This window comes from Nocardia sp. NPDC051833, from assembly GCF_040681225.1.
Taxonomy (GTDB): Bacteria; Actinomycetota; Actinomycetes; order Mycobacteriales; family Mycobacteriaceae; genus Nocardia.
Map to the genome: position 1 here is coordinate 1 of NZ_JBFAYK010000007.1, position 23,894 is coordinate 23,894.

General features: G+C 70.3%; 28 protein-coding genes. 22 read left to right on the forward strand and 6 right to left on the reverse strand.

Annotated elements, in window-relative coordinates:
• Positions 1-168: 168 nt before the first annotated feature.
• The gene (locus AB0L91_RS32595) at positions 169-1,137 is read right to left on the reverse strand and encodes a carbohydrate kinase family protein (protein ID WP_365016480.1); all 969 of its coding nucleotides are present in this window, start codon (positions 1,135-1,137) and stop codon (positions 169-171) included.
• Between the two features lie 141 nt (positions 1,138-1,278).
• Positions 1,279-1,635 (reverse strand): iron-sulfur cluster insertion protein ErpA, encoded by a 357-nt coding sequence (gene erpA / locus AB0L91_RS32600; RefSeq protein ID WP_067496006.1) that lies wholly within the window; start codon positions 1,633-1,635, stop codon positions 1,279-1,281.
• 315 nt (positions 1,636-1,950) lie between these two features.
• On the opposite strand from erpA, the gene AB0L91_RS32605 reads away from it, so the two are divergent.
• Positions 1,951-2,553: a DUF3043 domain-containing protein gene (locus tag AB0L91_RS32605; protein ID WP_355280177.1), complete on the forward strand. Its 603-nt coding sequence runs from the start codon at positions 1,951-1,953 to the stop codon at positions 2,551-2,553.
• Positions 2,554-2,609: 56 nt separating this feature from the next.
• Here the strand turns inward: AB0L91_RS32605 and AB0L91_RS32610 are convergent, their stop codons facing one another.
• The gene (locus AB0L91_RS32610) at positions 2,610-2,777 is read right to left on the reverse strand and encodes a hypothetical protein (protein WP_355280057.1); all 168 of its coding nucleotides are present in this window, start codon (positions 2,775-2,777) and stop codon (positions 2,610-2,612) included.
• Between the two features lie 86 nt (positions 2,778-2,863).
• Between AB0L91_RS32610 and AB0L91_RS32615 the strand changes: the two genes are divergently transcribed.
• Positions 2,864-3,826 carry a helix-turn-helix domain-containing protein gene (locus tag AB0L91_RS32615; protein WP_365016482.1) on the forward strand — a complete coding sequence of 321 codons (963 nt, stop codon included), beginning with the start codon at positions 2,864-2,866 and terminating at the stop codon, positions 3,824-3,826.
• A gap of 191 nt (positions 3,827-4,017) precedes the next feature.
• Complete coding sequence (locus AB0L91_RS32620; protein WP_365016483.1) at positions 4,018-4,758, forward strand: response regulator transcription factor; 741 nt, start codon at positions 4,018-4,020, stop codon at positions 4,756-4,758.
• A 53-nt stretch (positions 4,759-4,811) separates the two neighbouring features.
• Here the strand turns inward: AB0L91_RS32620 and AB0L91_RS32625 are convergent, their stop codons facing one another.
• From AB0L91_RS32625 to AB0L91_RS32635, 3 genes are read right to left on the reverse strand one after another with little or no spacing between them, the layout of a single operon-like run.
• Positions 4,812-5,285 (reverse strand): nuclear transport factor 2 family protein, encoded by a 474-nt coding sequence (locus AB0L91_RS32625; protein ID WP_365016485.1) that lies wholly within the window; start codon positions 5,283-5,285, stop codon positions 4,812-4,814.
• 39 nt (positions 5,286-5,324) lie between these two features.
• Positions 5,325-5,813, reverse strand: coding sequence for a hypothetical protein (locus AB0L91_RS32630; RefSeq protein WP_365016487.1), 489 nt, complete (start codon positions 5,811-5,813; stop codon positions 5,325-5,327).
• Positions 5,814-5,833: 20 nt separating this feature from the next.
• A complete protein-coding gene (locus tag AB0L91_RS32635) occupies positions 5,834-6,292 on the reverse strand; it encodes a MarR family winged helix-turn-helix transcriptional regulator (RefSeq protein WP_357349295.1) in 459 nt (152 codons plus the stop codon).
• Positions 6,293-6,592: 300 nt separating this feature from the next.
• On the opposite strand from AB0L91_RS32635, the gene AB0L91_RS32640 reads away from it, so the two are divergent.
• The 19 genes from AB0L91_RS32640 (at position 6,593) to AB0L91_RS32730 (ending at position 23,860) form a co-directional block, all read left to right on the forward strand.
• The gene (locus tag AB0L91_RS32640; RefSeq protein ID WP_365016489.1) at positions 6,593-8,323 is read left to right on the forward strand and encodes a biotin carboxylase N-terminal domain-containing protein; all 1,731 of its coding nucleotides are present in this window, start codon (positions 6,593-6,595) and stop codon (positions 8,321-8,323) included.
• Positions 8,324-8,343: 20 nt separating this feature from the next.
• Positions 8,344-8,967 carry a TcmI family type II polyketide cyclase gene (locus AB0L91_RS32645; protein WP_365016491.1) on the forward strand — a complete coding sequence of 208 codons (624 nt, stop codon included), beginning with the start codon at positions 8,344-8,346 and terminating at the stop codon, positions 8,965-8,967.
• The gene (locus AB0L91_RS32650) at positions 8,964-10,235 is read left to right on the forward strand and encodes a beta-ketoacyl-[acyl-carrier-protein] synthase family protein (RefSeq protein WP_365016493.1); all 1,272 of its coding nucleotides are present in this window, start codon (positions 8,964-8,966) and stop codon (positions 10,233-10,235) included. Before AB0L91_RS32645 ends, AB0L91_RS32650 begins: the two co-directional genes overlap by 4 nt.
• A complete protein-coding gene (locus AB0L91_RS32655) occupies positions 10,232-11,479 on the forward strand; it encodes a ketosynthase chain-length factor (RefSeq protein ID WP_365016495.1) in 1,248 nt (415 codons plus the stop codon). The genes AB0L91_RS32650 and AB0L91_RS32655 overlap by 4 nt, the downstream gene beginning before the upstream one ends.
• Complete coding sequence (locus tag AB0L91_RS32660; RefSeq protein ID WP_357349306.1) at positions 11,476-11,733, forward strand: acyl carrier protein; 258 nt, start codon at positions 11,476-11,478, stop codon at positions 11,731-11,733. The genes AB0L91_RS32655 and AB0L91_RS32660 overlap by 4 nt, the downstream gene beginning before the upstream one ends.
• A 12-nt stretch (positions 11,734-11,745) precedes the next feature.
• On the forward strand, positions 11,746-12,522 hold the full coding sequence (gene fabG / locus AB0L91_RS32665; RefSeq protein ID WP_355280029.1) for a 3-oxoacyl-ACP reductase FabG: 777 nt from the start codon (positions 11,746-11,748) through the stop codon (positions 12,520-12,522).
• Between the two features lie 12 nt (positions 12,523-12,534).
• Positions 12,535-13,473 (forward strand): aromatase/cyclase, encoded by a 939-nt coding sequence (locus tag AB0L91_RS32670; protein ID WP_365016498.1) that lies wholly within the window; start codon positions 12,535-12,537, stop codon positions 13,471-13,473.
• Positions 13,470-14,333, forward strand: a complete 864-nt coding sequence (locus tag AB0L91_RS32675; RefSeq protein WP_365016500.1) for an alpha/beta fold hydrolase — start codon at positions 13,470-13,472, stop codon at positions 14,331-14,333. Before AB0L91_RS32670 ends, AB0L91_RS32675 begins: the two co-directional genes overlap by 4 nt.
• 18 nt (positions 14,334-14,351) lie before the next feature.
• Positions 14,352-15,941: an acyl-CoA carboxylase subunit beta gene (locus AB0L91_RS32680; RefSeq protein ID WP_365016502.1), complete on the forward strand. Its 1,590-nt coding sequence runs from the start codon at positions 14,352-14,354 to the stop codon at positions 15,939-15,941.
• A 15-nt stretch (positions 15,942-15,956) separates the two neighbouring features.
• Positions 15,957-16,124 (forward strand): hypothetical protein, encoded by a 168-nt coding sequence (locus AB0L91_RS32685; protein WP_365016503.1) that lies wholly within the window; start codon positions 15,957-15,959, stop codon positions 16,122-16,124.
• 3 nt (positions 16,125-16,127) lie between these two features.
• A complete protein-coding gene (locus AB0L91_RS32690) occupies positions 16,128-16,520 on the forward strand; it encodes a lipocalin-like domain-containing protein (RefSeq protein ID WP_357349312.1) in 393 nt (130 codons plus the stop codon).
• A complete protein-coding gene (locus tag AB0L91_RS32695; RefSeq protein WP_365016505.1) occupies positions 16,504-17,262 on the forward strand; it encodes an SDR family oxidoreductase in 759 nt (252 codons plus the stop codon). The genes AB0L91_RS32690 and AB0L91_RS32695 overlap by 17 nt, the downstream gene beginning before the upstream one ends.
• Complete coding sequence (locus AB0L91_RS32700) at positions 17,255-18,799, forward strand: NAD(P)/FAD-dependent oxidoreductase (protein ID WP_365016507.1); 1,545 nt, start codon at positions 17,255-17,257, stop codon at positions 18,797-18,799. Before AB0L91_RS32695 ends, AB0L91_RS32700 begins: the two co-directional genes overlap by 8 nt.
• On the forward strand, positions 18,796-19,350 hold the full coding sequence (locus tag AB0L91_RS32705) for a pyridoxamine 5'-phosphate oxidase family protein (protein ID WP_365016509.1): 555 nt from the start codon (positions 18,796-18,798) through the stop codon (positions 19,348-19,350). Before AB0L91_RS32700 ends, AB0L91_RS32705 begins: the two co-directional genes overlap by 4 nt.
• A gap of 101 nt (positions 19,351-19,451) precedes the next feature.
• A complete protein-coding gene (locus AB0L91_RS32710; RefSeq protein ID WP_365016510.1) occupies positions 19,452-20,399 on the forward strand; it encodes an alpha/beta hydrolase family protein in 948 nt (315 codons plus the stop codon).
• Between the two features lie 16 nt (positions 20,400-20,415).
• Entirely contained in the window at positions 20,416-20,952 is a 537-nt protein-coding gene (locus AB0L91_RS32715) for a bifunctional adenosylcobinamide kinase/adenosylcobinamide-phosphate guanylyltransferase (RefSeq protein ID WP_365016511.1), read from the forward strand.
• Between the two features lie 39 nt (positions 20,953-20,991).
• On the forward strand, positions 20,992-22,104 hold the full coding sequence (cobT, locus tag AB0L91_RS32720) for a nicotinate-nucleotide--dimethylbenzimidazole phosphoribosyltransferase (protein ID WP_365016512.1): 1,113 nt from the start codon (positions 20,992-20,994) through the stop codon (positions 22,102-22,104).
• A gap of 160 nt (positions 22,105-22,264) precedes the next feature.
• Positions 22,265-23,014: an adenosylcobinamide-GDP ribazoletransferase gene (locus AB0L91_RS32725; RefSeq protein WP_365016513.1), complete on the forward strand. Its 750-nt coding sequence runs from the start codon at positions 22,265-22,267 to the stop codon at positions 23,012-23,014.
• A gap of 132 nt (positions 23,015-23,146) precedes the next feature.
• A complete protein-coding gene (locus AB0L91_RS32730; protein ID WP_355279993.1) occupies positions 23,147-23,860 on the forward strand; it encodes an MBL fold metallo-hydrolase in 714 nt (237 codons plus the stop codon).
• Positions 23,861-23,894 lie beyond the last annotated feature (34 nt).

Genomic DNA, 23,894 nt, shown 5'->3' on the forward strand with positions numbered 1-23,894 from the left:
GCCGCCTGTGGACCCTGCTGGTCTTCATGGTCTGGCACGGCATCTTCGTCGAGGACCGGATCAAGCCGGAGATCCAGGAGCCGGTCTACCCGGTCTCGCTGTAGTCCCCCTGAGACAGACGAACGCCCCCTCGGTCGAAAGATCGAGGGGGCGTTCGGTTCTGCGTGCCTAGAGCAGCACCGACAGCTCGTCGGCGGCGTCGGCGCCGTAGGCCTTGGTGAGGCGCTCAACGGCCTCGTCCTTGCTGAGCGTCCATTCCTGGGTGCCGGTGGTCTCCAGGACCAGCACGGCGATCAGGGAGCCGAGCTGGGCGGAGCGTTCCAGGCTCAGGCCGGCGCGGTGGGCGGTGAGGAAACCGGCGCGGAAGCCGTCGCCGACACCGGTCGGGTCGACCTTGGACACCTCGGGCACAACGCCGACGCGCACCTCGGTGCCGTCGGCGTCGACGACCAGGACGCCCTCGGAGCCCAGGGTGGTCACCCGAATGCCGACCTTGGCGGTGATCTCCGCTTCGCTCAGCCCGGTCTTCTGCTGTAGGAGCGCCCACTCGTACTTGTTGGTGAACAGGTAGGCGGCGCCGTCGACCAGCTCGGCCGCCTGCTCGCCGTCGAGGCGGGCCAGCTGCTGGGACGGGTCGGCGGCGTAGGCGATGCCCTCGGCCTTGGCCTGGCGGGTGTGCGCCACCATCGCCTCGGGGTCGTTGGCGCCGACCAGCACCAGGTCGACATCGTGCGCGCCGGCGATCGCGGCGATATCGATGTCGCGCGCCTCGCTCATCGCGCCGGGGTAGAAGGAGGCGATCTGCGCCATCGCCTCGTCGGTGGTGCAGACGAACCGCGCGGTGTGCGCCTTGTCCGAGATGTGCACCGCCGAGCAGTCGACGCCGTTGGACTCCAGCCACTGCCGGTACTCGGCGAAGTCGGCGCCCACCGCGCCGACCAGCACGGGCCGCTGCTTGAGCAGGCCCATCGCGTAGGCGATGTTGCCCGCCACGCCGCCCCGGCGGATCTGCAGGTCGTCGACGAGGAAACTCAGGGACACATGATCGAGCTGATCGGCGAGCAGCACATCGGCGAACTTACCGGGAAAACGCATGAGGTGGTCGGTGGCGATGGACGCGGACACAGCAACAGACACGAGGCGAGGCCCCTTCGACACTAGGCGCGGAAAGCAAGAAGTCCGGGATCGTCAGATCCCGGACTTCAACGGTAGCAAGCCGCTACCCCCGGTGGTTCACCTCAGCGCAACCAGACCGTGTCGTGGCGTGGCCGCGAAAGATCAGTTGAACGAGTCGCCGCAGGCGCAGGAGCCGGTGGCGTTCGGGTTGTCGATCGTGAAGCCCTGCTTCTCGATGGTGTCGACGAAGTCGATCGAGGCGCCCTGGATGTAGGGGGCGCTCATGCGGTCGACGGCGAGCTTCACGCCGGAGAACTCGACGACGATGTCACCGTCGAGGACGCGGTCGTCGAAGAAGAGCTGGTAGCGCAGGCCGGCACAGCCACCCGGCTGGACGGCGATGCGCAGGGCGAGGTCGTCGCGACCTTCCTGGTCGAGCAGCGCCTTCGCCTTGGCGGCGGCAGCGTCGGTCAGCGTCGCACCGTGGGTCTCGGTGGCGGTCTCGTTCTGCACAGTCATGGACACTCCTAAGTCGGCCGGCCCGCGGAACGGACCTCAGGTGCACAGCGCACGACTGATTTCAACACCATCGCGGCGGCTGCTATTCCTATTTTGCCACCCCCGCCACGCAGCGTGGATTCGACCTGGGTGGTTCACCCCACAGTACGCGCCGCAGGGGCGTGATCCAGGTCGCACTCCGGGCGCCGATGAGACCGCGCGCACCCCACAGCGGACCGCATTTCCCGATGCTCGGGCCCATCGAATAGCCTGGTGAACGTGAAATTGTTCCGTCGCGACGAGTCCAGCACCATCGACGAGTCCGTCGACCCCTCGGTGCCGGACGTCGAACAGACCGCCACCGCACCCGCTTCCACCACCCCGGGCAAGGGTCGCCCGACCCCGAAAAGGCGTGAGGCCGAAGGCAAACGGCGCGGCCCGGTCGCGCCCGCCCCGATGACCGCCAAGGAGGCCCGCGCCCGCCGCAAGGCCACCAAGGGCTCCAAGGAAGACCGCAAGGCCGCCGCGGCCGACCGCCGCGCCGCCGTGCAGGATCGCCGCGCCCGGATGCTGGCCGGCGAGGACAAGTACCTGCTGCCCCGCGATCAGGGCCCGGTCCGCGCCTACGTGCGCGATCTGGTCGACGCCCGCCGCAACCTGGTCGGCCTGTTCATGCCGATGGCGCTGGTGCTGATCATGTCGATGTTCGTGGCCCCCGGGCTGCAGACCATCGTGACGCTGGCGATGCTGGTGATGATGGTGTTCATGATCATCGAGGGCTTCGTGCTCGGCAAGATCGTGAACAACCGGGTGATCGAGCGGTTCCCCGACACCACCGATACCGGCTTCAAGCTGGGCTGGTACGCCTTCGTGCGCGCCTCGCAGATCCGCAAGATGCGCGCCCCCAAGCCGCGGGTCGGCCCCGGCGACGCCGTCTGAGTTCTCCCCCTGTCACGAATGCCGTTCCACCCGCGGGTGGGGCGGCATTCGCGCGTTCAGTGCAGGCCGGGCCGGATGTTGGTGGCGTAGCCGGCGATGGCGGCGAGTTCGGCTTCGATGCGCTGGGCGTCGCGGTCGACGACGCCGGTCGAGCCCGCGGTGCCGCGACCGATGAGAACGGCGAGTCCGATGATGGCGGCGAGGACGATCAAGAAAGTAACCATGGCAGAAATTTTGCGCTCGTCTGTTTTCGGCCGAAAGTGGCTGTTCTGTCATTGTGCGTAAAGATTCGGCCAGATAGCATGGGGTGATGCTGTCCTCGGTGTCCGTCGTCCTCAACGACAAGCTCGCCATGTTCGAATTCGGCGTCGTCTGTGAGGTTTTCGGCCTCGACCGCACCGCCGACGGCCTGCCCGGCTTCGACTTCAAGGTCTGCGGGGCCACGCCGGGCAAGCCGCTGCGCTCCACCACCCCCGGCGTCTCGGTGACGCCCGAGTACGGCCTCGACGAGCTGGTGCACGCCGATCTCGTCGCCATCCCCGCCTTCCCCTTCACCCTCGGCCACAGCTACGACGAGCGGGTCGTCGAGGCGGTCCGCGCGGCCTCGGACGCGGGTGCGATCGTGCTGACCGTCTGCTCCGGCGCCTTCCTGGCCGGGGAGGCCGGGTTGCTGGACGGGCGCAAGTGCACCACCCACTGGCGCTATGTCGACATCCTGGCCGCGCAGTTCCCCGCCGCGACCGTCGACCCGGACGTGCTCTTCGTCGACGAGGGCAACCTGATCACCAGCGCGGGCACCGCGGCGGGTATCGACGCCTGCCTGCACCTGGTGCGCCGTGAGATCGGCACCGCGGCGGCCAACGGCATCGCCCGCCGGATGGTCGTGCCGCCGCAGCGCGACGGCGGCCAGCGCCAGTTCATCGAGCAGCCGGTGCCCGAATGCCGCTCCGAGGGCCTGTCGGCCACGCTGAGCTGGCTCGCCGAGAACCTCGCGCATCCGCATACCGTCGACGAGCTGGCCGCCAGGTCGAGCATGTCCACCCGGACCTTCGCCCGCCGCTTCGCCGCCGAGACCGGCACCACCCCGGTCAAGTGGCTCACCACCCAGCGCGTCCTGTTCGCCAAGCACCTGCTCGAGGCCACCGACATGCCGCTCGAACGCATCGCCGACCAGTCCGGCTTCGGCTCCGGCGCCCTGCTGCGGCACCACTTCCAGCGCCAGGTCGGTATCGCCCCGACCGAATATCGCCGCCGCTTCGGCGCCACGACTTGAACGACCGTCCGTTATCGGATTTGTGGAATACCGATCCGGACACTTTTTCGAAAGAATGGCGCCGAACGCCACAGTGCGCGAACACATAGAGTCGGCTACCCTGACAAGGACAGGTGAAATACCGGCCGCCCGTAGCAGTGTGGTCGTCGGTGCGGCATTTCGATGCCCAGGACGGTGGGGGTATTCGAGCCATGCGTAGCAGTGACCTTCGGGAAACCGATATCGACCTCGCGCCCAGTTTTCCCGAACCCCGTCACCTGATGGTGGAACGGTCCTGGCGAATTCTCATCGCGGCGAGTTCGGATGCCGTCGGCACACTCGACAGCGAACTCCCCCGCTACGGCCATCAAGTCGCCACCGTCGATACCGGAAGAATGGCGCTGAAACTGTTCGACCGCGCCGATCTGGTCCTGCTCGACCCCGATCTCCCCGATTACGACGGGTTCGAGGTCTGCCGTTCGATCCGGGCCCGCCACCCGGTCCCGATCATCGTGGTCACCGACCGCGATTCCGAGCTGGACTGCGTGCTCGGCCTGCGCTCGGGCGCCGACGACTACCTGGCCAGGCCGTTCGGGATCAGGGAACTCGTCGCCCGCATCGATTCGCTCATGCGGCGAGCCTGCCCCGAGGCCGAGAGCACCCCGCCCGCCACCCGCTGCGGCGCCTTGCGCATCGACGCGGCGGCCAGGGAGGCCACGCTGCACGGCCGCCAGCTGACGCTCACCAGGAAAGAGTTCGACCTGCTGCTGATGCTGTCGCGGCGGCCCGGAATCGTGGTGGCGCGCAAGCAGATCCTGGGCGAGGTCTGGGACGGGTCCTGGTCGCAGCACACCGTGGACACGCACGTCAGCAGCCTGCGGGCCAAGCTGGGCGCCAGCGATTGGATCGTGGCGGTGCGTGGCGTCGGCTTCAAGCTGATGCCGCTGGACTGAGCCGGGCACGGCGAAAACCGCCGGCTCGGATCGAGCCGGCGGCCGTCGCGTCGTCAGCTCACCGCGACCACGTTGAGGTTCTCGTCGAAGGCGAATCCGGGCGGGGCCTCGCCGGTGCGCAGCACCTTGATGAACTTCATCCTCGCGATCCGCCAGCCCACGGCGGTCCGCCGGACGTCGGCGTCGAGATAGCCCCAGACCAGCAGCGGCGGCTCCCCCGCGACGACGTGCTTGTGCGTCGCGGTCAGGTTCAGCCGGACCACGGCGGTGTCGCCGTCGATATCGGCATGACAATCGGTGGTGGTGTGATGGGTCGGACCGAAGAGATTCACGACATAGGTCATGTGCGCGGCGATGCCCGCGATGCCGCGATAATCCTCCGGCGGCAATTCGAGCAATACGTCGTCGGTGAAAATGGATTCCGCCCAGGCGTCATCCATGGATTTACGATCTTCGAAGAAGAAAAAGGTGTCGAACAGCGCGGCGATTTCTCGATGGTCGCGCAATTCCCGGACTTCCGCGCGCAATGCTTCGAGTTCGGCACGGAGACTGGTGTCGTTCATTTTCTATCCCTGAGATTCGTCGCTACCAACGGTAGCGTTCGAGGTCACCTGATCCGGTGACCGGAAACGGCCGGTGATGCGCAGGCCGTCGCGGATATTGAGTGACATGAGGACGATATTGACCGCGCCCGCGACGAGTTCGAGCGCCTGCACGCCGTAGAAAAGCGGCCCGAACTCGTCGCGGCCCGCCAGCACGGCCAGGGTGATCGCCGACGGGATCAGCACGAGCAACCCGTTGCCCGCGATGAACGGCATCCGCCGCTTCTTCGCGACGATGGCAGGCATCGTCGACGTCCCACCGAGCCGGAACCCGGTGCCGCCGGTGGCGGCGAGCGCGAGGACCAGGATGGGCAGGGCCCACGGGATGGCCTGCTTCACCGCGATGATCGCGTCCTTCGACCCGCTGAGCTCGGTCACCACTGTCGAGGTCCAGAAGGTGAGGATGGTGAGCAATCCGATCGTGCCCGCGATGGGATGGATGCGGGAGAGCATGGTTTACCTCTCTTCGATGGTCATGTGGTCCGATCGGCCTCGAGGTTGCCGATCGCCTGTCGAACCATGCGGATGAAGTCGTCCCCGCGAACATCCGGAAATCCCGCGGTCGCGATGTCGTTCACCTCCCGAGCGGCCGCGATCAGCGCGGTGCGGAGCCGGCGGGACCGGTCGGTGAGGTAGATCAGCGCCCGCCGGCCGTCCTCGGGGTCGGCGGTGCGTTCGATGAGGCCGTCACGTTCCATCCGCTTGAGCGTGTGGGCCATCGTCGACTGGTCGATACGAACCTTCTCGCAGAGCTGGAGCTGCGAGATCCCCTCCTCCTCGTACAGAGCGAGCAGTTGTGCGAATTGCCCCGGCACCACACCGTGCCCGGCGATGCGGTCGCGCAGCGCCTGTTCCATGAGCCGCGCGAGATGGTTGATCACGTACCCCAGGGAGGTGCTCCGATCCATCGGTAGCGTCTCGAGCGGTTCCATTCCCACCTTCCATCGTCATTGATCTGCGGCTACCGCAAGAATACATGGCAAGCCATGTATTGGCGACCGCTGGCGAACGCCCGACCGGCCGCACGACGGCGCGCGATGGTACGGCCGACGGCACGCGCGGGCAACCGGGCGGAGCCGAATCTGAACGAGCCGGGAGGAATTGGACGAGATCCGCCGGAATCGGGCGGGTCCGGGCACAGCTCCTGAAGATTCCCGGAATCGCCGTTCATCGCGTGGTGATCTGCGCTGTCCACGATTACCGAAGAGCGCCAACAACTTTCAGGAGACACGATGCGAAAAGTGTTGATCGCCAATCGGGGTGAGATCGCCGTCCGGATCGCGCGGGCGTGCCGGGACGCCGGCCTCGTCGCCGTCGCGGTGTACGCCGATCCCGATCGCGACGCCGTCCATGTCCGCGCCGCGGACGAAGCCTACGCACTCGGTGGCGACACCGCGCAGACGAGCTACCTGAACATCGACGCCGTGCTCACCGCGGCGCGGGCCGCGGGTGCCGACGCGGTGCATCCCGGCTACGGATTCCTCTCCGAGAACGCCGATTTCGCCGCCGCCGTACTCGCGGCCGGGCTGATCTGGATCGGGCCGCCGCCGGCGGTGATCCGCGATCTCGGCGACAAGGTGACCGCCCGCCGGATCGCCGTCGCCGCGGGCGCGCCGATCGTGCCGGGCAGCCCCGGCCCGGTCACCGACCCCGCTGAAGTCGTGCGCTTCGCCGAGGAACACGGGCTGCCGGTCGCGATCAAGGCCGCGCACGGCGGTGGCGGTCGCGGCTTGAAGGTCGCCCGGACCCTCGCCGAGATCCCCGAGTGCTTCGCCTCGGCGGTGCGCGAGGCGCAGGCGGCGTTCGGGCGCGGCGAGTGCTTCGTCGAGCGCTATCTGGACGCACCGCGACATGTGGAGACCCAGTGCCTGGCCGATGCCGAAGGCACCGTGGTCGTGGTGTCGACCAGGGACTGTTCCCTGCAGCGGCGGCACCAGAAGCTCGTCGAGGAGGCGCCGGCGCCCTTCCTGTCCCCCGACCAGCGCGACGCGCTCGCCACGGCGTCCAAGGCCATCCTGCGCGCGGCCGGTTACCGAGGCGCCGGGACGTGTGAGTTCCTGGTCGGCGCGGACGGCACCCTGTCGTTTCTCGAGGTCAACACCCGCCTGCAGGTCGAGCACCCGGTCTCGGAGGAGGTCACCGGCATCGACCTGGTGCGTGAACAACTGCGCCTGGCCGCGGGCGGCCTGCTCGACTACCCCGACCCGCCGAGCCGTGGTCACTCGATCGAGTTCCGGATCAACTGCGAGGACCCCGGGCGCGGCTTCCTGCCGATGCCGGGCACGATCACCGGCTACCGGACCCCGAGCGGGCCGGGGGTCCGGGTCGATTCCGGGGTCGAGGCGGGCAGCGTGGTCGGCGCGAACTGGGATTCGCTGCTGGCCAAGCTCATCGTCACCGGCGAGGACCGGACCCAGGCCCTGCAGCGCGCCGCTCGCGCGCTCGACGAGTTCGGCATCGACGGCATCGCGACCGTGCTGCCGCTGCATCGCGCCCTGGTCACCGACCCGGCGTTCACCGACGCGCCGTTCCGGGTGCACACCCGCTGGATCGAGACCGATTTCGACAACACCCTCGCGCCGTTCGACGGTGTCGGTGTGGCGCCCCAGGACCCGGCGCCGCGCGAGACGGTGGTGCTCGAGGTCAGGGGCAGGCGCGTGGAAGTCACCCTGCCCGTGCGCGGCCGCAGGGCCGTCACCCGCCCCGCCGCCCGCGTCGCCCGGGCGGCGGCGACGGCGCCGTCGGGCGATTCCCTGACCGCTCCGATGGCCGGAACGCTGGTGAAAGTAGCTGCCGCGGAAGGTGATTCTGTCACCTCCGGCCAGCTCATCGCGGTGATCGAGGCCATGAAGATGGAGCAGCCGGTGACCGCGCACAAGGCGGGCACCGTGGTCGGCCTGATCACCGACATCGGCCGCAGCATCGGCACCGGCGCCGTGCTGTGCCGCATCCAGAACAGCTGACGCAGAGGAGCCGACACCGGATGCATACGACAGTCACGGTCGCCCGAACGACCACCACCGCGGCGCGGGACCGGCTGGCCGCCGCCTACGCCGACTACGACGCGGCGGCGCCCGCCTCGGACGCGAAAACCGTGCGGCGCCAGCTGTTCCACTATCACACCGACCTGCTCGTGCACGTCGTCGACAGCGACGCGCCGCTGTCCGGTGTGCCCGACGGCCCCGACCTCGGCGCCGAGGTCACCGTCTTCGACGCCGCGGTGCCGACGGCCGAGCGGTACTACCACTGGCTGCCCGGCCCGGTGCACCCGGCGATGTACAGCACGCTCGTGGTGAACCGGCTCGTCCCGTCGCGCCGTCCGCAAGTCGCCCAGCTGTTCGCCGACTTCGACACCACCGAGGCGCCGCATCGGATGGGCACCCGGCGCCGGCAGCTGTTCGCCTGCGGCGGCGTCTATTTCCACCTGCAGGACTTCGAGACACCCGACGGCGGCGAGGTGATCGCGCAGGCCTGGAAGCAGGCCGACCCGCGCTTCATCCAGATCTGCGACGACCTCGACCCCCTGATCGACAAGTACGACCCGACGACCTGGCGCAAGCCGGCCGACGCGGTCGCGCACCGCTTCTATCACTGGGAGGCACGATGAACACCCGGCGCGTCGTCATCACCGGCATGGAGGTGATCGCCCCCGGCGGAGTCGGCACCAAGCAGTTCTGGGAATTGCTCACCGCGGGCCGCACCGCCACCCGGCGGATCAGCTTCTTCGATCCCGACCAGTTCCGCTCCCGGGTCGCCGCCGAGGTCGACTTCGATCCCGAGCAGCACGGCCTGACCCCGCACGAGGTGCACCGCCTCGATCGGGCGGCGCAGTTCGCCGTGGTCGGCGCGCGCGGCGCCGTCGCCGACAGCGGGCTCGAGCTCGACGCGATCGACCCGTACACGATCGGGGTGGCGCTGGGCAGCGCGGTCGGCGCGACCATGCGCCTGGAGCAGGACTACCGGGTGATCAGCAACGGCGGACGGCTGCACCTGGTCGACCAGAAGTACGCCGACCAGCACCTCTACCACCATCTGTCACCCGGTTCGTTCGCCGCCGAGGTGGCGCACGCGGTCGGCGCGCAGGGCCCGGCCACCGTGGTGTCCTCCGGCTGCACCTCCGGGCTCGACTCGGTCGGCTACGCCGCCCAGCTCATCGCCGAGGGGTCGGTGGACGTCATGATCACCGGCGCCTCGGACGCGCCGATCTCGCCGATCACCATGGCCTGTTTCGACGCCATCAAGGCGACCACCCCGCGCCACGACGAGCCCGAGTCCGCCTCGCGCCCGTTCGACGGCTCGCGCAACGGCTTCGTGCTCGGCGAGGGCGCCGCCCTGTTCGTGCTCGAGGAACTCTCGGCCGCCCGGCGGCGCGGCGCGCACATCTACGCCGAGATCGCCGGCTACGCCACCCGCGCCAACGCCTATCACATGACCGGGCTGCGGCCGGACGGCGTGGAGATGGCCGAGGCCATCCGCGTGGCCCTGCGCCAGGCGGAGCTGCCCGGCGACGCGATCGACTACATCAACGCGCACGGCTCGGGCACGAAGCAGAACGACCGGCACGAGACCGCGGCGTTCAAGCGCAGCCTGGGCGCGCACGCCTACGCGACCCCGGTGAGCTCGATCAAATCCATGGTCGGGCATTCGCTCGGCGCGATCGGCTCCATCGAGATCGCCGCCTCGGTGCTGGCGATCGGCGCCGACGTGGTGCCGCCGACGGCGAATCTGCGCACCCCCGATCCCGAATGCGATCTGGACTACGTGCCGCTCACCGCCCGTGAGCACCGCACCGACACGGTGCTCACCGTCGGCAGCGGTTTCGGCGGCTTCCAGAGCGCCATGGTGCTCACCACCCCGACAGGAGCCCCGGCATGAGCGGCGCGGTACGCGAGGACACCAGGACCGTCGTCACCGGGCTCGGCATCACCGCGCCGAACGGCCTCGGTACGCGACCGTATTGGGACGCGGTGCGGTCGGGCCGCAGCGGCATCGGCCCGCTCACCCGGTTCGACCCGGCGGGCTATCCGGCCACCCTCGCGGGCGAGATCGACGACTTCGATCCCAAGGCGCACCTGCCGAATCGGCTGCTGCCGCAGACCGATCAGGTGACCAGGCTGGCCCTGGTCGCCGCGGAGTGGGCACTGGCCGACGCCGGGGTCGACACCGCCGCGCTGGCCGACTTCGACATGGGTGTGCTGACCGCCGCGTCCTCGGGCGGTTTCGAGTTCGCCCAGAAGGAGCTCGGCAATCTGTGGAGCAAGGGCAGCGGCTTTGTCAGCGCCTACCAGTCCTTCGCCTGGTTCTACGCGGTCAACAGCGGACAGATCTCCATTCGGCACGGGATGAAAGGGCCCAGCGGCGTGGTGGTCAGCGACCAGGCGGGCGGGCTCGACGCGATCGCGCACGCCCGCAGGCAGATTCGGCGCGGGACCGCGCTGATGGTGTCGGGCGCGATGGACGCCACGCTGTGCCCGTGGGGCTGGGCGGCGCTGTGGACCAGCGGGCAGCTGCACACCGGCACCGACCCCGCCACCGCCTACCTCCCGTTCGACGAGCGGGCCGCCGGGCACGTCCCCGGTGAGGGCGGAGCGATCCTGATCCTCGAATCCGCCGACGCGGCCACGGCGCGCGGGGCTCGCAGCTACGGCGAGATCGCCGGGTACGCGGCCACCTTCGACCCGGCCCCGCACACCGGTCGCGAGCCCGGCCTGCGCGCCGCGATCGAGCGCGCGCTCGCCGACGCCGGGCTCGGCCCGGACGACATCGACGTGGTGTTCGCCGACGCCGCGGGCCTGCCCGAGCCCGACCGGATCGAGGCCGAGGCGATCACCGCCGTCTTCGGCCACCGCGGCGTCCCGGTCACCGCGCCGAAAACCATGACCGGACGGCTGTATTCCGGCGCGGGACCGCTCGACGTCGCCACCGCGCTGCTCGCCATCGAGGCGGGCGCGATCCCGCCGACCATCAACGTCGCACCGAACTCCGGCACACCGCTGGACCTGGTGGTCGGAGGGGAGCGGCACGCGACGATGCGTGCCGCCCTCGTCCTGGCCCGCGGCTACGGCGGCTTCAACTCCGCCATGGTTCTCACCGCTCCCGAAGGAAGGGCACTCCCATGACATTCACCCTCGACGACCTGACCCGGATCCTGCTCGAAGGCTCCGGCGAGCCCGAGAACGTCGACCTGGACACGGGCATCCTCGACCTGACCTTCGACGACCTCGGCTACGACTCGCTCGCGATGCTCGAGACCGCCAGCCGCGTCGAACGCGAATTCGGGGTGACGCTCGACGATTCGACCGTCATCGAAGCCACCACGCCGCGTGCCTTCCTGGCCGCGGTGAACGCCCTCGTCCCCGTCCGCACCCCCTGAGCAGGAGTCGTCATGTCGCAATCGCACGCAGTGGTCACCGGCGCGACCAGCGGGATCGGGCTGGCCGTCGCCCGGCTGCTCGCCGCGAACGGGCACCGGGTCTACCTCGGTGCCCGGACCGCGGAGAACGTCACCACCACCGTCAAGCAGCTGCACGAAGCCGGTCTCGAGGTGGCGGGCAGCGCCGTCGACGTGCGCTCCGGGGACTCGGTGCGCGAGTTCGTGGAGGCCGCCACCACCCGGTTCGGCCCGGTCGACGTGCTGGTCAACAACGCGGGCATCAGCGGTGGCGGGGTCACCGCCGATCTGCTCGACGAGATCTGGGACAACGTCATCGACACCAACCTGAACAGCGTCTTCCGGATGACGCGCGAGGTGCTGAACACCGGCGGGATGCGGCACCGCAGCCGCGGCCGGATCATCAACATCGCCTCCACCGCGGGCAAGCAGGGGGTGGTCCTCGGCGCGCCGTACTCGGCGTCCAAACACGGCGTCGTCGGCTTCACCAAGGCCCTGGGCAACGAGCTCGCGCCGACCGGGATCACCGTCAACGCGGTGTGCCCCGGCTATGTGGAAACGCCGATGGCCCAGCAGGTCCGGCGCAACTACGCCGCGCTGCAGCAGACCTCGGAGGACGCGGTGATGACGAAGTTCACCGCCAAGATCCCGCTCGGCCGCTACTGCACCCCGGAGGAGGTGGCCGGCCTCGTCGGCTACCTGGCCTCCGACACCGCCGCGTCCATCACCGCCCAGGCGATGAACGTCTGCGGCGGACTCGGGAACTACTGAGAGGCAACGATCATGACCACCTCCGGCACCGGCCGCGCCGAGCACTCGATCGAGATCGCGGCGCCCGCCGACACCGTCTACCGCCTGCTGGCCGACGTGCGGAACTGGCCGCAGTTGTTCCCGCCCACCATCTTCGCCGACTACCTGGACAACGACGAGCGCGACCAGCGCATCCGGATCTGGGCCACCGCGGCCGACAGCGTCAAGCACTGGGTGTCGCGGCGGGTGCTCGATCCCGAGCACCGGCGCATCGACTTCCGGCAGGAGGTCAGCAGCCCGCCGATCGCGGCGATGGGCGGCACCTGGATCGTCGACACCCTCACCGAGAACTACAGCCACGTGCGGCTGCTGCACGACTACGAGGCGGTCTCGGCCGATCAGCTCGGCTGGATCGATCAGGTGGTCGACCGCAATTCGCGCACCGAGCTGGCCGCGCTCAAACGCAGCATCGAGCTCGGCGACGCGGGCGCCGACGCCGCGTTCTCGTTCGAGGACACGGTGGCGGTCGCCGGCACCGCCGAGGACGTGTTCGGGTTCATCAGCGACGCGCATCTGTGGCCGGAGCGGCTGCCGCACGTGGCCGGGGTCGAGCTGATCGAGCCGGGGCCCGGCATGCAGTCGCTGGCGATGGACACCGTGGCGGTGGACGGTTCCCAGCACCGCACCATGTCGTACCGGATCGTCCTGCCGCACCACACGATCGCCTACAAGCAGATCACCATGCCCGCGCTGATGACGCTGCACACCGGCTACTGGACCGTGCGGCCGCACGCCGACGGCGTGGCGGTGTCGTCCCAGCACAGCGTGGTGCTCAACACCGACAACATCGCCGCCGTGCTCGGTCCCGACGCCGATGTCGCCGCCGCGCGGGCGTACGTGCAGCGGGCGCTGAGCACCAACAGCCTGGCGACGCTGCGGCACGCGAAGACCTTCGCCGAGGACCGGTCATGAGCTCCGCCGAGGCGCGCTCGGCGGTCCTGACCCCCGGCGTGCACCGGATCACCGTGGACGCGGCCGGGATTTCGCTGTCCGGGCTGCTCAGCACGCCCGCCCTGGCCCTGCCGAGGGCGACCGTCCTCGCCCTGCACGGGGCGGGGATGTCGGCGGGCTACTTCCACGGGCGCGCCCATCCGGACGTCTCGCTGCTCAGCACCGCCACCCGGCTCGGCTACGCGGTGCTGGCGCTGGACCGGCCCGGCTACGGCGACTCCGCCGACGCCCTGCCGGATGGGCAGTCGCTGGCCGAGCAGGCCGAGACGATCCGAGCGGGGCTGGCCGACTTCACCGCGGGCAACGAGATCGGGGCGGGCGTCTTCCTGCTCGGGCACTCCTTCGGCGGGAAGCTGGCCCTCACCCTGGCCACCGACGACACCACCTTCCTCGGTGTCGACGTCTCCGGCTGCGGTCACCTCTACGCCGAGGACTCGCTGGAATCGAAAGCCTGGCAACGCAATTGGGGCGACCTACAGCTCTACCCGCCCGGCACCTTCGCCCGGGCGGGCGCGACGGTCGACTCGCCGCCGATCCAGGAGCTGGTCGACGCGGCGGCCTGGCCGCAGACCTTCGCCGAGCTGGCCGATCGCATCCGGATCCCGGTGCGGTTCAGCTTCGCCGAGCAGGAACGGTGGTGGCGCACCGACGACGCCGCGCTCGCCGACCTGGTCGCGATGCTGCGCGGGGCGCCCCGGCGTGGCCTGACCAGGGTGCCGCGCGCCGGCCACAACATCAGCCTGGGCTGGGCGGCCCGCGCGTATCACACCAGCGCGCTGGCCTTCTTCGAAACCTGCCTGCTCGACCGGGCCGCGGCCTGACGGAGAGAGGACACCGCTGTGACCGAGGAATACACGCTCCCGTTCGTGCCCGCCGGCGACGGCGACATCCCCCGGCTCGACGAACTGCGCCTGCGCAAGGAGCTGGCCGCGACCGGCCCGGATCCCACCGCCACCGAGCGACAGCACGCCAGGGGGAAACTCACCGCGCGCGAACGCCTCGCGCTGTTGCTCGATCCGGATTCGTTCACCGAACTCGAGCCGCTGCGCAGGCATCGGGCCACCGGCTTCGGTCTCGAGCACAGCAGGCCCTACACCGACGGGGTGGTCGCGGGCTGGGGCACCGTGGACGGGCGGATCGTGTTCGTCTACGCCCACGACTTCCGGATCTTCGGCGGTGCCCTCGGCGAAGCGCACGCCGAGAAGATCCACAAGGTCATGGATCTGGCGATCAGCGCGGGCGCGCCGCTGGTCTCGCTGAACGACGGGGCGGGCGCGCGGATCCAGGAGGGGGTCGCCGCGCTGGCGGGTTACGGTGGCATCTTCCGGCGCAATACCGCGGCCTCGGGGGTCATTCCGCAGATCAGCGTCATGCTCGGGCCGTGTGCGGGCGGGGCCGCCTACTCGCCCGCGCTGACCGATTTCGTGCTGATGGTGCGCGGCACCGCGCAGATGTTCATCACCGGTCCCGATGTCGTCACCGCCGTCACCGGGGAGACGGTGACCCGCGACGGCCTCGGCGGTGCCGACGTGCACGCCGAACGCTCGGGAGTCGCGCACTTCGTGCACGACGACGAGGCGGGCTGCCTGGCCGATGTCCGCTACCTGCTGTCGTTCCTGCCGCAGAACAACCGGGAGCTGCCCCCGGTGGTGCCGACCGACGACCCGGTCGAGCGGCGCTGCCCGGCGCTGGCCGAGCTCGTGCCCGAGACCGGGACCACGCCCTACGACGTACGCGCGGTGATCGCCGAGATCGCCGACGACGGCGCGTATCTGGAGATCCAGGAGCGCTGGGCCGCCAATGTCGTCATCGCGCTGGCGCGGATGGACGGCCACACCGTCGGTTTCGTGGCCAACCAGCCGCAGTGCCTGGCGGGCACGCTCGACATCGCCGCCAGCGAGAAGGCCGCGCGGTTCGTCCAGATGTGCGACGCGATGAACATCCCGCTGATCACTCTGCTCGATGTCCCCGGTTTCCTGCCCGGGGTCGGGCAGGAGCACGGCGGCATCATCCGGCACGGCGCCAAGCTGCTCTACGCCTACTGCAACGCGACCGTGCCGCGGATCTCGATCGTGCTGCGCAAGGCCTACGGCGGCGCCTACATCGTGCTGGATTCGCGCAGTGTCGGCGCCGATCTGGCCCTGGCCTGGCCGACCAACGAGATCGCGGTGATGGGCGCCCAGGGCGCGGCGAACGTGGTCTTCCGCAAGCAGATCGCCGCCGCCGCCGATCCCGCCGCGGCCAGGGCCGAGCTCGTCGCCCGCTACGCGCGCGAGCTCATGCACCCCTACTACGCGGCCGAGCGCGGTCTGGTCGACGACGTGATCGACCCGGCCGACACCAGGGCGGTCCTCATCCGATCGCTGATCATGTTGCGCGCCAAGCACGCCGAACCCCCCGTCCGCAAACACGGCAACCCACCCCAGTAGTTCAGGAGCACACCGATGTCCGAGTACGCAGCGCCGGCCGAGGCCGGGTTCGAGTTGAGCGAAGACGTGATCGCGGCCGTCGCCGTCGCCTTCCTGGCCGGTGACGAGCCGGACGACCCGCTCCCGGCGCGGCCCGCCGAGCTGCCCTACAGCAGATTTCGCGACCCCCGCGGCTGGCGGTAGACCGTGCCCAGCTCCGCCGACCTGATCGGCACCTGGCGGCTGGCGTCCTTCCACGACACCGACGCGGGCGGCGCGCCGATCGCGGGCCCGCTCGGCCCCGAACCCGCCGGCTTCCTGACCTACACCGCGTGCGGCCATCTCTCGGTCGCCATGATGCGCACCGGTCCGGGCGAGCCGGGCTACATGGGCTACGCGGGCCGGTGGCGCATCGACGACGGCGTGCTGCGCCACCACATCCTGGTCAGCTCGCGCGCCGACTGGGTCGGCGCGGAACAAGTCCGCCTCGCCGAGCTGGCCGACGGCCTGCTCACCCTCCGAACCTCCCCCGACAACGGCCGCGTCGTGCAGTGGCGCCGGACCGGCTCAGCACAGGAGAACCATGCGATTCGACAGTAGGACCGCTCTGATCACCGGATCGAGCGAAGGCATCGGCTACGCGATCGCGGCGGCACTGGTCGCCGAGGGCGCGCAGGTGGTGCTCACCGGGCGCCGGGAGAAGGCGCTGGCCGAGGCCGCGGGCGCCCTCGGCCCCGCCGCGGCGTGGATCAGCGGCGACATCGCCGACCCCGAGACCGCGCACCGGGCCGTCGACCACGCCGAGCGGCAATTCGGCGGGCTGGACCTGCTGGTGTGCAATGCCGGGATCCTGATTCCGGGCGTGGTGTTCGCCCAGCCCATGGACGAGGTGAACCGCGTGATCGATGTCAACCTGCGGGGCACCATCGCCACGGTCGCGGCGGCGGCACCGGCGCTGGCCAAGCAGTCCGGGGCCGCGATCGCGGTGATCTCGTCGTCCATCGGCCGCAAGCCGGGGCCGGGCACCGGCGTCTACGGCGCCACCAAGGCGGCCTTGCAGTATCTGGTGCCGACGTGGGCCAGTGAGCTGGGCCCGATGGGTATCCGGGTCAACGGCGTGTGCGCCGGGATCACCGAGACGCCCGGCTTCCGGGCGGGCGCCGCGGCGATCCCCGGGCTCGAGGAAGGTGTCGTCGCCACGAACGTGATCAAGCGCATCGCGACCGCCGACGAGGTGGCCGCGCCGGTGCTCACCCTGCTCGACTCCGCCGGGGCCGGTTTCGTCACCGGCTCGATCTGGGATATCGACGGCGGCTTCGGACTGGGGGCCCAGCATGCCTGAACACGATGTGATCGTGGTCGGGGCAGGCCACAACGGCCTGACCGCGGCCGCCTACCTCGCCAAGGCCGGTCTGGATGTCGTTGTGCTGGAAGCGAAGCCGGAGATCGGTGGCGGCGTCGTCAGCGAGGCGGTGACCCTGCCGGGACACCGGCACGATCTGCACGCCGCCGCGCACATCTTCATCCACGGCAACCCGATGATCCGCGACGACGAGCTGGGCCTGCTGGCCCGGCACGGCCTGAGCTACGTCTACCCCGACCCCAGCATGTCGGTGGTGTTCCCCGACGGCGACTACATCGCCTTCCACCACGACGTGCACAAGACCGCCGAGACGATCGCGCGGATCTCCCCCGCCGATGCCGAGAACTACGTGCGGTTCTACGAATTCGCCAGCCCGCTGCTCGACCAGCTGCTGCCCGCGATGTTCGTCCCGCCCGCACCGCTGGGCGCGCTGTTCGCGCAGCTGGAGCAGTCCGAGATCGGGCAGGAGACGATGCGGGTGCTGATGATGAGCTACCTCGACGTCTGCCACGAATGGTTCGAGCACCCGAAAGTCAAAGCGGCGCTGTGCCGATGGGTCTCGGAGCTGCTGATCGCGCCGGACGAGGGCGGCACCGGCGCGTTCCTGCTGCTGATGGTGCCGTTCATCCACCGCTACGGGATGGGCTTCGCGGTCGGCGGCTCGCAGTCGCTGTCCGACGCGCTGGCCGCGGCGCTGCGCGAGTACGGCGGCAGTATCAGGACCGGTGCGAAGGTCGAGCGGTTCCACTTCGACGGTGACCGCGTCACCGGGGTGCGCTGCGCCGACGGCAGCGAGTACACCGCGCGCCGCGCCGTGCTGGCCGACCTCAACATCAAGCAGCTGCCCGCGCTGGTCGAGCACCGCTTCGGCGCCGAGTGGGAACGCAAGGTCGACCGGATCAAGCCGGCGAGCTTCCGCCTCGTCGCCGGTCACCTCGTGCTGAGCGAGGCGCCCGAGTTCCGCGCCGGGCCCGAGGTCACCGACGCCGGCTTCCAGGAGGTCGCGCTGGACCTGCCCGACCTGCTGCGCACCTTCGACCAGCTCAAATACGGCGAGCCGGTGCACACCATCCCGACGATCTCGGCCGCCACCCGCTGGGACCCGACCAGGGCGCCCGCTCCCCATCACACGCTCTACCTGCTCGGCTACGCCCCGATGGAGCTGGCCGAGGGCGAGTGGGACAGCCGCAAGGAGGAGATCTTCGACGAGGTCTTCGCCACCTTCGCGGCCATGACCACCAATATCGGCCCCGACCAGGTCCTGGCCCGGGTGGTGCACAGCCCGCTCGACATGGCCCGCTACAACGAGGCGTGGGTGGACGGCGATCCCGGCCACTTCGGCTGCCAGCTGTTCCAGTTCATGGGCTTCCGGCCGCTGCCGAACATGGGCTACCGGCTGCCCGCCGAGGGGTTCTACCTCGTCGGGCCGTCCACCCATCCCGGCCAGGGCGTCACCGGCGGGGCCAGGGCCGCCGCCCTGGCCGTGCTGGCCGATCTCGGGATCGGTGCGCCGTGAGCCGCGACGAACCCGATATCGCCGCCGTGCAGGACGCGATCACCGACCTGCTCCGCACGGAGGAACTCGCCGCGCTGGCCACCGTCGACGCCGACGGCGCGCCGTCGACGTCCGCCATGCACATCGCCGCCGACGGCCTCATCGCCTACATGCACACCTTCCAGTTCAATCGCAAACACGCGCAGATGCAGCACAATCCGAATGTCGGCTACGTGGTGAGCCATCTGCCGCCCGGCGGGTTCGCCGGGCGCAACGAGATCCGCTCGGTGCAGATCCAGGGCCGGGCGACCCTGGTCACCGATCCCGCCGAGATCCAGCGGGCGGTCACCCTGAGCTTCGAGCAGTTCCCGTGGCTGGCCGACCTGTCCCTCTACGACAACGTCAAACTCCCCGACGAAGGCCAGCAGGTGTTCTACCGCATCACCCCGACCCGGGGGCTGTGGGCCGATCATCGGGTTCGCCAACTCTGGCGGGTATTCCTCGAATTCAGCGACGACGGCCGGACCATCACCGGCTGCCGCCCGTATCACTCGGCCCGCCGGACCGGCTGATCCGGCGGCTGTGAGGCCGCACAGTCCCGGGCACCGCGCAGTCGTCGACCTGCGGAATCGGCTTGACCCCGGGATCGTGCGGCTGGTCAGCTTGGTCGGTGTTGAGAAGAGCGCTGGCGGTCGTCACCGCGGCCGTGGTCCTGTCGTCGATCGGCACGGCCACGGCCGCCGCCGGACCGCGCACCGCACCCGTGCTGCGCGCTCCCGCAGGGGGTTTCGAAGAGCTGGCGGTGCCGTCGAGCATGGGACCGGTCCGGGTGCAGGTGCAGTGGGCCGCGCGGGGCGGCAGTTCGGCGCTGTATCTGCTCGACGGACTGCGCGCGCCCGCCGATCACAGCCAGTGGACCACCGACACCGATGTGCTACGCCGATTCGCCGGTGACGACGTGACATTGGTGTTCCCGGTCGGCGGGCACTCCAGCTTCTACACCGATTGGTACCGCCCGAGCAGCACCAATCGGCAAGCCACGACCTACAAGTGGGAAACCTTCCTCACCCGCGAGCTCCCCGATTTCCTGGCCGGCTACGGCGTCTCGCGCACGAACAACGGGATCGTCGGGGTCTCCATGGGCGGCAATGCCGCGCTGACCCTGGCCGCGCATCATCGCGACCAGTTCCGCTTCGCCGGAGCGTTCTCCGGCTTCCTCAACCCGACCTATCCGATGTGGAACCAGGCCATGCGCGCCGCCATGCTCGACGAGGGCGGGTTCAACATCGACGACATGTGGGGCGCCGCGGGCGATCCCGCGTGGAGCCGCAACGACGCCACCGTCCAGGTCGAGCGGCTGCGCGGGCTGCCGATCTACGTGACCGCGGGCAACGGCGTCCCGGGCCCGCTGGACGTGTCCAACGGCGTCGGCAACACGATCAACGCGGCGGGTATCGAGGCATTCGCGCTGATCGCGGCCAGCGTCTTCCGCGAACGCGCTACCGCGCTCGGCGTCCCCGCGCGGGTCGACTTCGGCGCCGGCACTCACACCTGGCCGTACTGGCAGCAGTCGATCACCACCGCCCGCCCGCTGATCCTCGACGCGCTCGGCGCCCACTGATTGCTACCGTGCTGGCATGTCAGCCAGCGCCGCGCCCGTCCGCACCCTCGTCCTCGGCGGCGCCCGCTCCGGGAAGTCCGCCTTCGCCGAGAACCTGCTGGCCGACGCGGACACGGTGCGCTACCTGGCCACGGCCGTGCTCGATCCGGCCGACTCGGACTTCGCCGCCCGGATCGCCGGGCACCGCGACCGGCGGCCCGCGCACTGGACGACCGTCGAGAACACCGAGCCCGCAACGGTTCTCGCCACCACCGCGCCCGCGACGCTGCTCGACGACATCGGCACCTGGCTCACCGCCCGCCTCGACGCCCGCGCCGCCTGGGACGCCCCGCGCGGCACCGTCGCCCCCGATTGCGACGCGCTCGTCGCGGCCGTGGCGTCCTACCGGCAGCGGCTGGTGATCGTGTCGCCCGAGGTCGGGATGGGTGTCATCCCGGCGACCCGCTCCGGCCGGCTGTTCCGCGACGAGATCGGCACGCTCAACCAGCACCTGGCGCGGGTGTGTGACGAGGCGTTCCTGATCGTGGCCGGGCTGCCGGTCCGGCTGAAATGAGCCGGGTCGGTCGGCGCGACACACCGTGATCCGGGCAAGATGAGCGTCGAACACCCGGCACCCCTGTCGAAAGGCTTGCAAGTGACACACGGATTCGGACCGGTCGCGGCCCCGGACGCGCAGGTCCGCGCGGCGGCCGAGCAGCGTCAGACGCAGCTCACGAAACCGGCCGGATCGCTGGGACGGCTCGAGACCCTCGGCAACTGGATCGCGGCCTGCCAGGGCGTGTGCCCGCCCCGGCAGTTCGAGCGGGCCAGGGTCGTGGTGTTCGCCGGGGATCACGGCGTCGCCCAGCACGGCGTCTCGGCGTATCCGAGCGAGGTCACCGGGCAGATGGTGGCGAACTTCCTGGCGGGCGGGGCGGCCGTCAACGCGCTCGCCGCCGTCGCGGGGGCCACGGTCCGGGTGGCCGACATCGCCGTCGCCGGTGACACCGATCCGTCGGTGTCAAAGCACAAGGTGCGCCGCGGCAGCGGCGCGATCGACCGCGAAGACGCGCTCACCGACGACGAGGTCGCCGCCGCGCTGGCCGCGGGCCGCGCGATCGCCGACGAGGAGATCGACGCGGGCGCCGACCTGCTGATCGCCGGCGACATGGGCATCGGCAACACCACCCCGGCCACCGTCCTGATCGCCACCCTGACCGGTACCGAGCCGGTCGCCGCCGTCGGCCGTGGCACCGGCGTCGACGACGCGGGCTGGATCCGCAAGGTCGCCGCCATCCGCGACGGCATGCGCCGGGCCCGGCCCGTCGCCACCGATCCGGTCGATCTGCTGCGGGTCGCCGCGGGCGCCGACTTCGCCGCCATGGCCGGGTTCCTGGCCCAGGCCGCGAACCGCCGGACGCCGGTCGTGCTCGACGGTGTCGTCGTCACCGCCGCCGCCCTGGTCGCCGAGGACCTCGCCGCGGGCGCCAAGGAATGGTGGCTGCCCGGGCACCGCTCCACCGAACCCGCCCACGATCTGGCGCTGAAGCACCTGCGCCTGGAACCGCTGGTGGATCTGGACATGCGCCTTGGCGAGGGTTCGGGGGCGCTCACCGCGCTGCCGATCCTGCGCGCCGCCGTCGCCACCCTCGCGGAGATGTCGACCTTCGCCGACGCGGGCGTCAGCACCGCCGACGAGCCGGACTCCGTCGACCTGAGCAAGTGAACCCGGCGTCGACGGCGTCCCTGCCGAGCCGGTCGTTCCCCGAGCGCGCCAGGTCGAGCCATCGCGCCGGGGATCGGCCCGCGACGCGCACCGGCGCGCCGGGCGATGGCCGATCCGGACTCCCGGCGGCCACCCGTTCGCTTCGGCCGCTCGGCACATCGTGAACAGCGTGCGCCTGGCCGTCTCCTGGCTCACTGTCCTTCCGGTCACCGGGCCGGACACCGTCGACCGTCGCGCGGCGGGGCACGCCATCGCGCTCGCCCCGCTGGTCGGCCTGCTGCTCGGCGGGCTGGCCGCCGCGGCGACGCGCCTGTCGGTGGCGGCCGGACTGACCACTCTGCTGGCCGGTCTGCTCACGGTCGGGCTGCTGGCCCTGCTGACGCGGGGCATGCATCTGGACGGTTTGGCCGACACCGTCGACGGTCTGGGCAGCTATGGCCCACCCGAGCGCGCCCGGCAGATCATGAAGTCCGGCGGCGCGGGACCGTTCGGGGTGGCGGCGCTGATCTTCGCCATCGCGATCCAGGCCGTCGCCTTCGCCGCCCTGGCCGACGAGCACCGGTGGTTCGCGATCGTCCTCGCCGTCGCCCTCGGCCGGGTCGCGGTCGTGCTCGCCTGCCGTCGCGGCATCGGGGCGGCACCCGACTCCGGCTTCGGGACGCTGGTGGCGGGCACCCAGCCGCTCGCGCCGGTGCTGAGCTGGCCGATCCTGGCCGTCGCGGCGTCGGTGTTCGCGGTCCCAGCCAATCTCTGGCTCGGCCCGCTGGTGGCCGTCGCGGTGCTCGCGCTGACGGTCCCGCTCACCCGGCATTGCGTCCGCCGCTTCGGCGGGCTGTCCGGCGATGTGCTCGGCGCTGTCGTCGAGATCACTGTTTCACTTGCGGCCGTTGGGTTCTCGCTCGTGGGTTAGTCCAGTGCCCGAGGATGTGAAACCTACATTGGTCACAACCTCGGGGCGGCGGCCGTTGTGTGGTCGCACAGACCGTCCGCTCATCGGTACTCGGGTGCTCCCCCAGCACACCGGTGGCAATACAGTGTTGACATGTCTTCCGAGCGCCTCTACTTCCGCCAGCTGCTGTCCGGCCGGGATTACGCCGTCGGCGATCCGATCGCCACGCAGATGCGCAATTTCGCGTATCTGATCGGCGACCGGGAGACCGGCGAGACCGTCGTGATCGACCCCGCCTACCAGGCGTCGGACCTGGTCGACGTCGCGACCGCCGACGGCATGACCGTCACCGGCGTCCTCGCCACCCACCATCACCCCGACCATGTCGGCGGCACCATGCTCGGCTTCACCCTCGGCGGCGTGCGTGAGCTGCTGGAGAAGACCAGCGTCGCGGTGCATGTGAACAAGCACGAACTGGACTGGGTCGCCCAGACCACCGGGATCGCCCCGAGCGAGCTGACCGGCCACGACAACGGCGACAAGGTGAAGGTCGGCGCGCTCGAGATCGAATTACTGCACACCCCCGGCCACACCCCGGGCAGCCAGTGCTTCCTGTTCGACGGCCGCCTGATCTCCGGCGACACCCTGTTCGTCGACGGCTGCGGCCGCACCGACTTCCCCGGCGGCGACTCCGACGAGATGTTCCGCAGCCTGCGCCACCTGGCCGCCCTCGACGGCAACCCGGTCGTCTACCCCGGCCACTGGTACTCCGAGGAGCCCAGCGCCGAGCTGTCCTCGATCCGCGACAACAACTACGTGCTGCGCCCGCAGACCCTCCAGCAGTGGCAGGCCCTGATGCCGGGCTGACCGGTAGAAGAAAAGGAGCGGGTCCCCTGGGGGG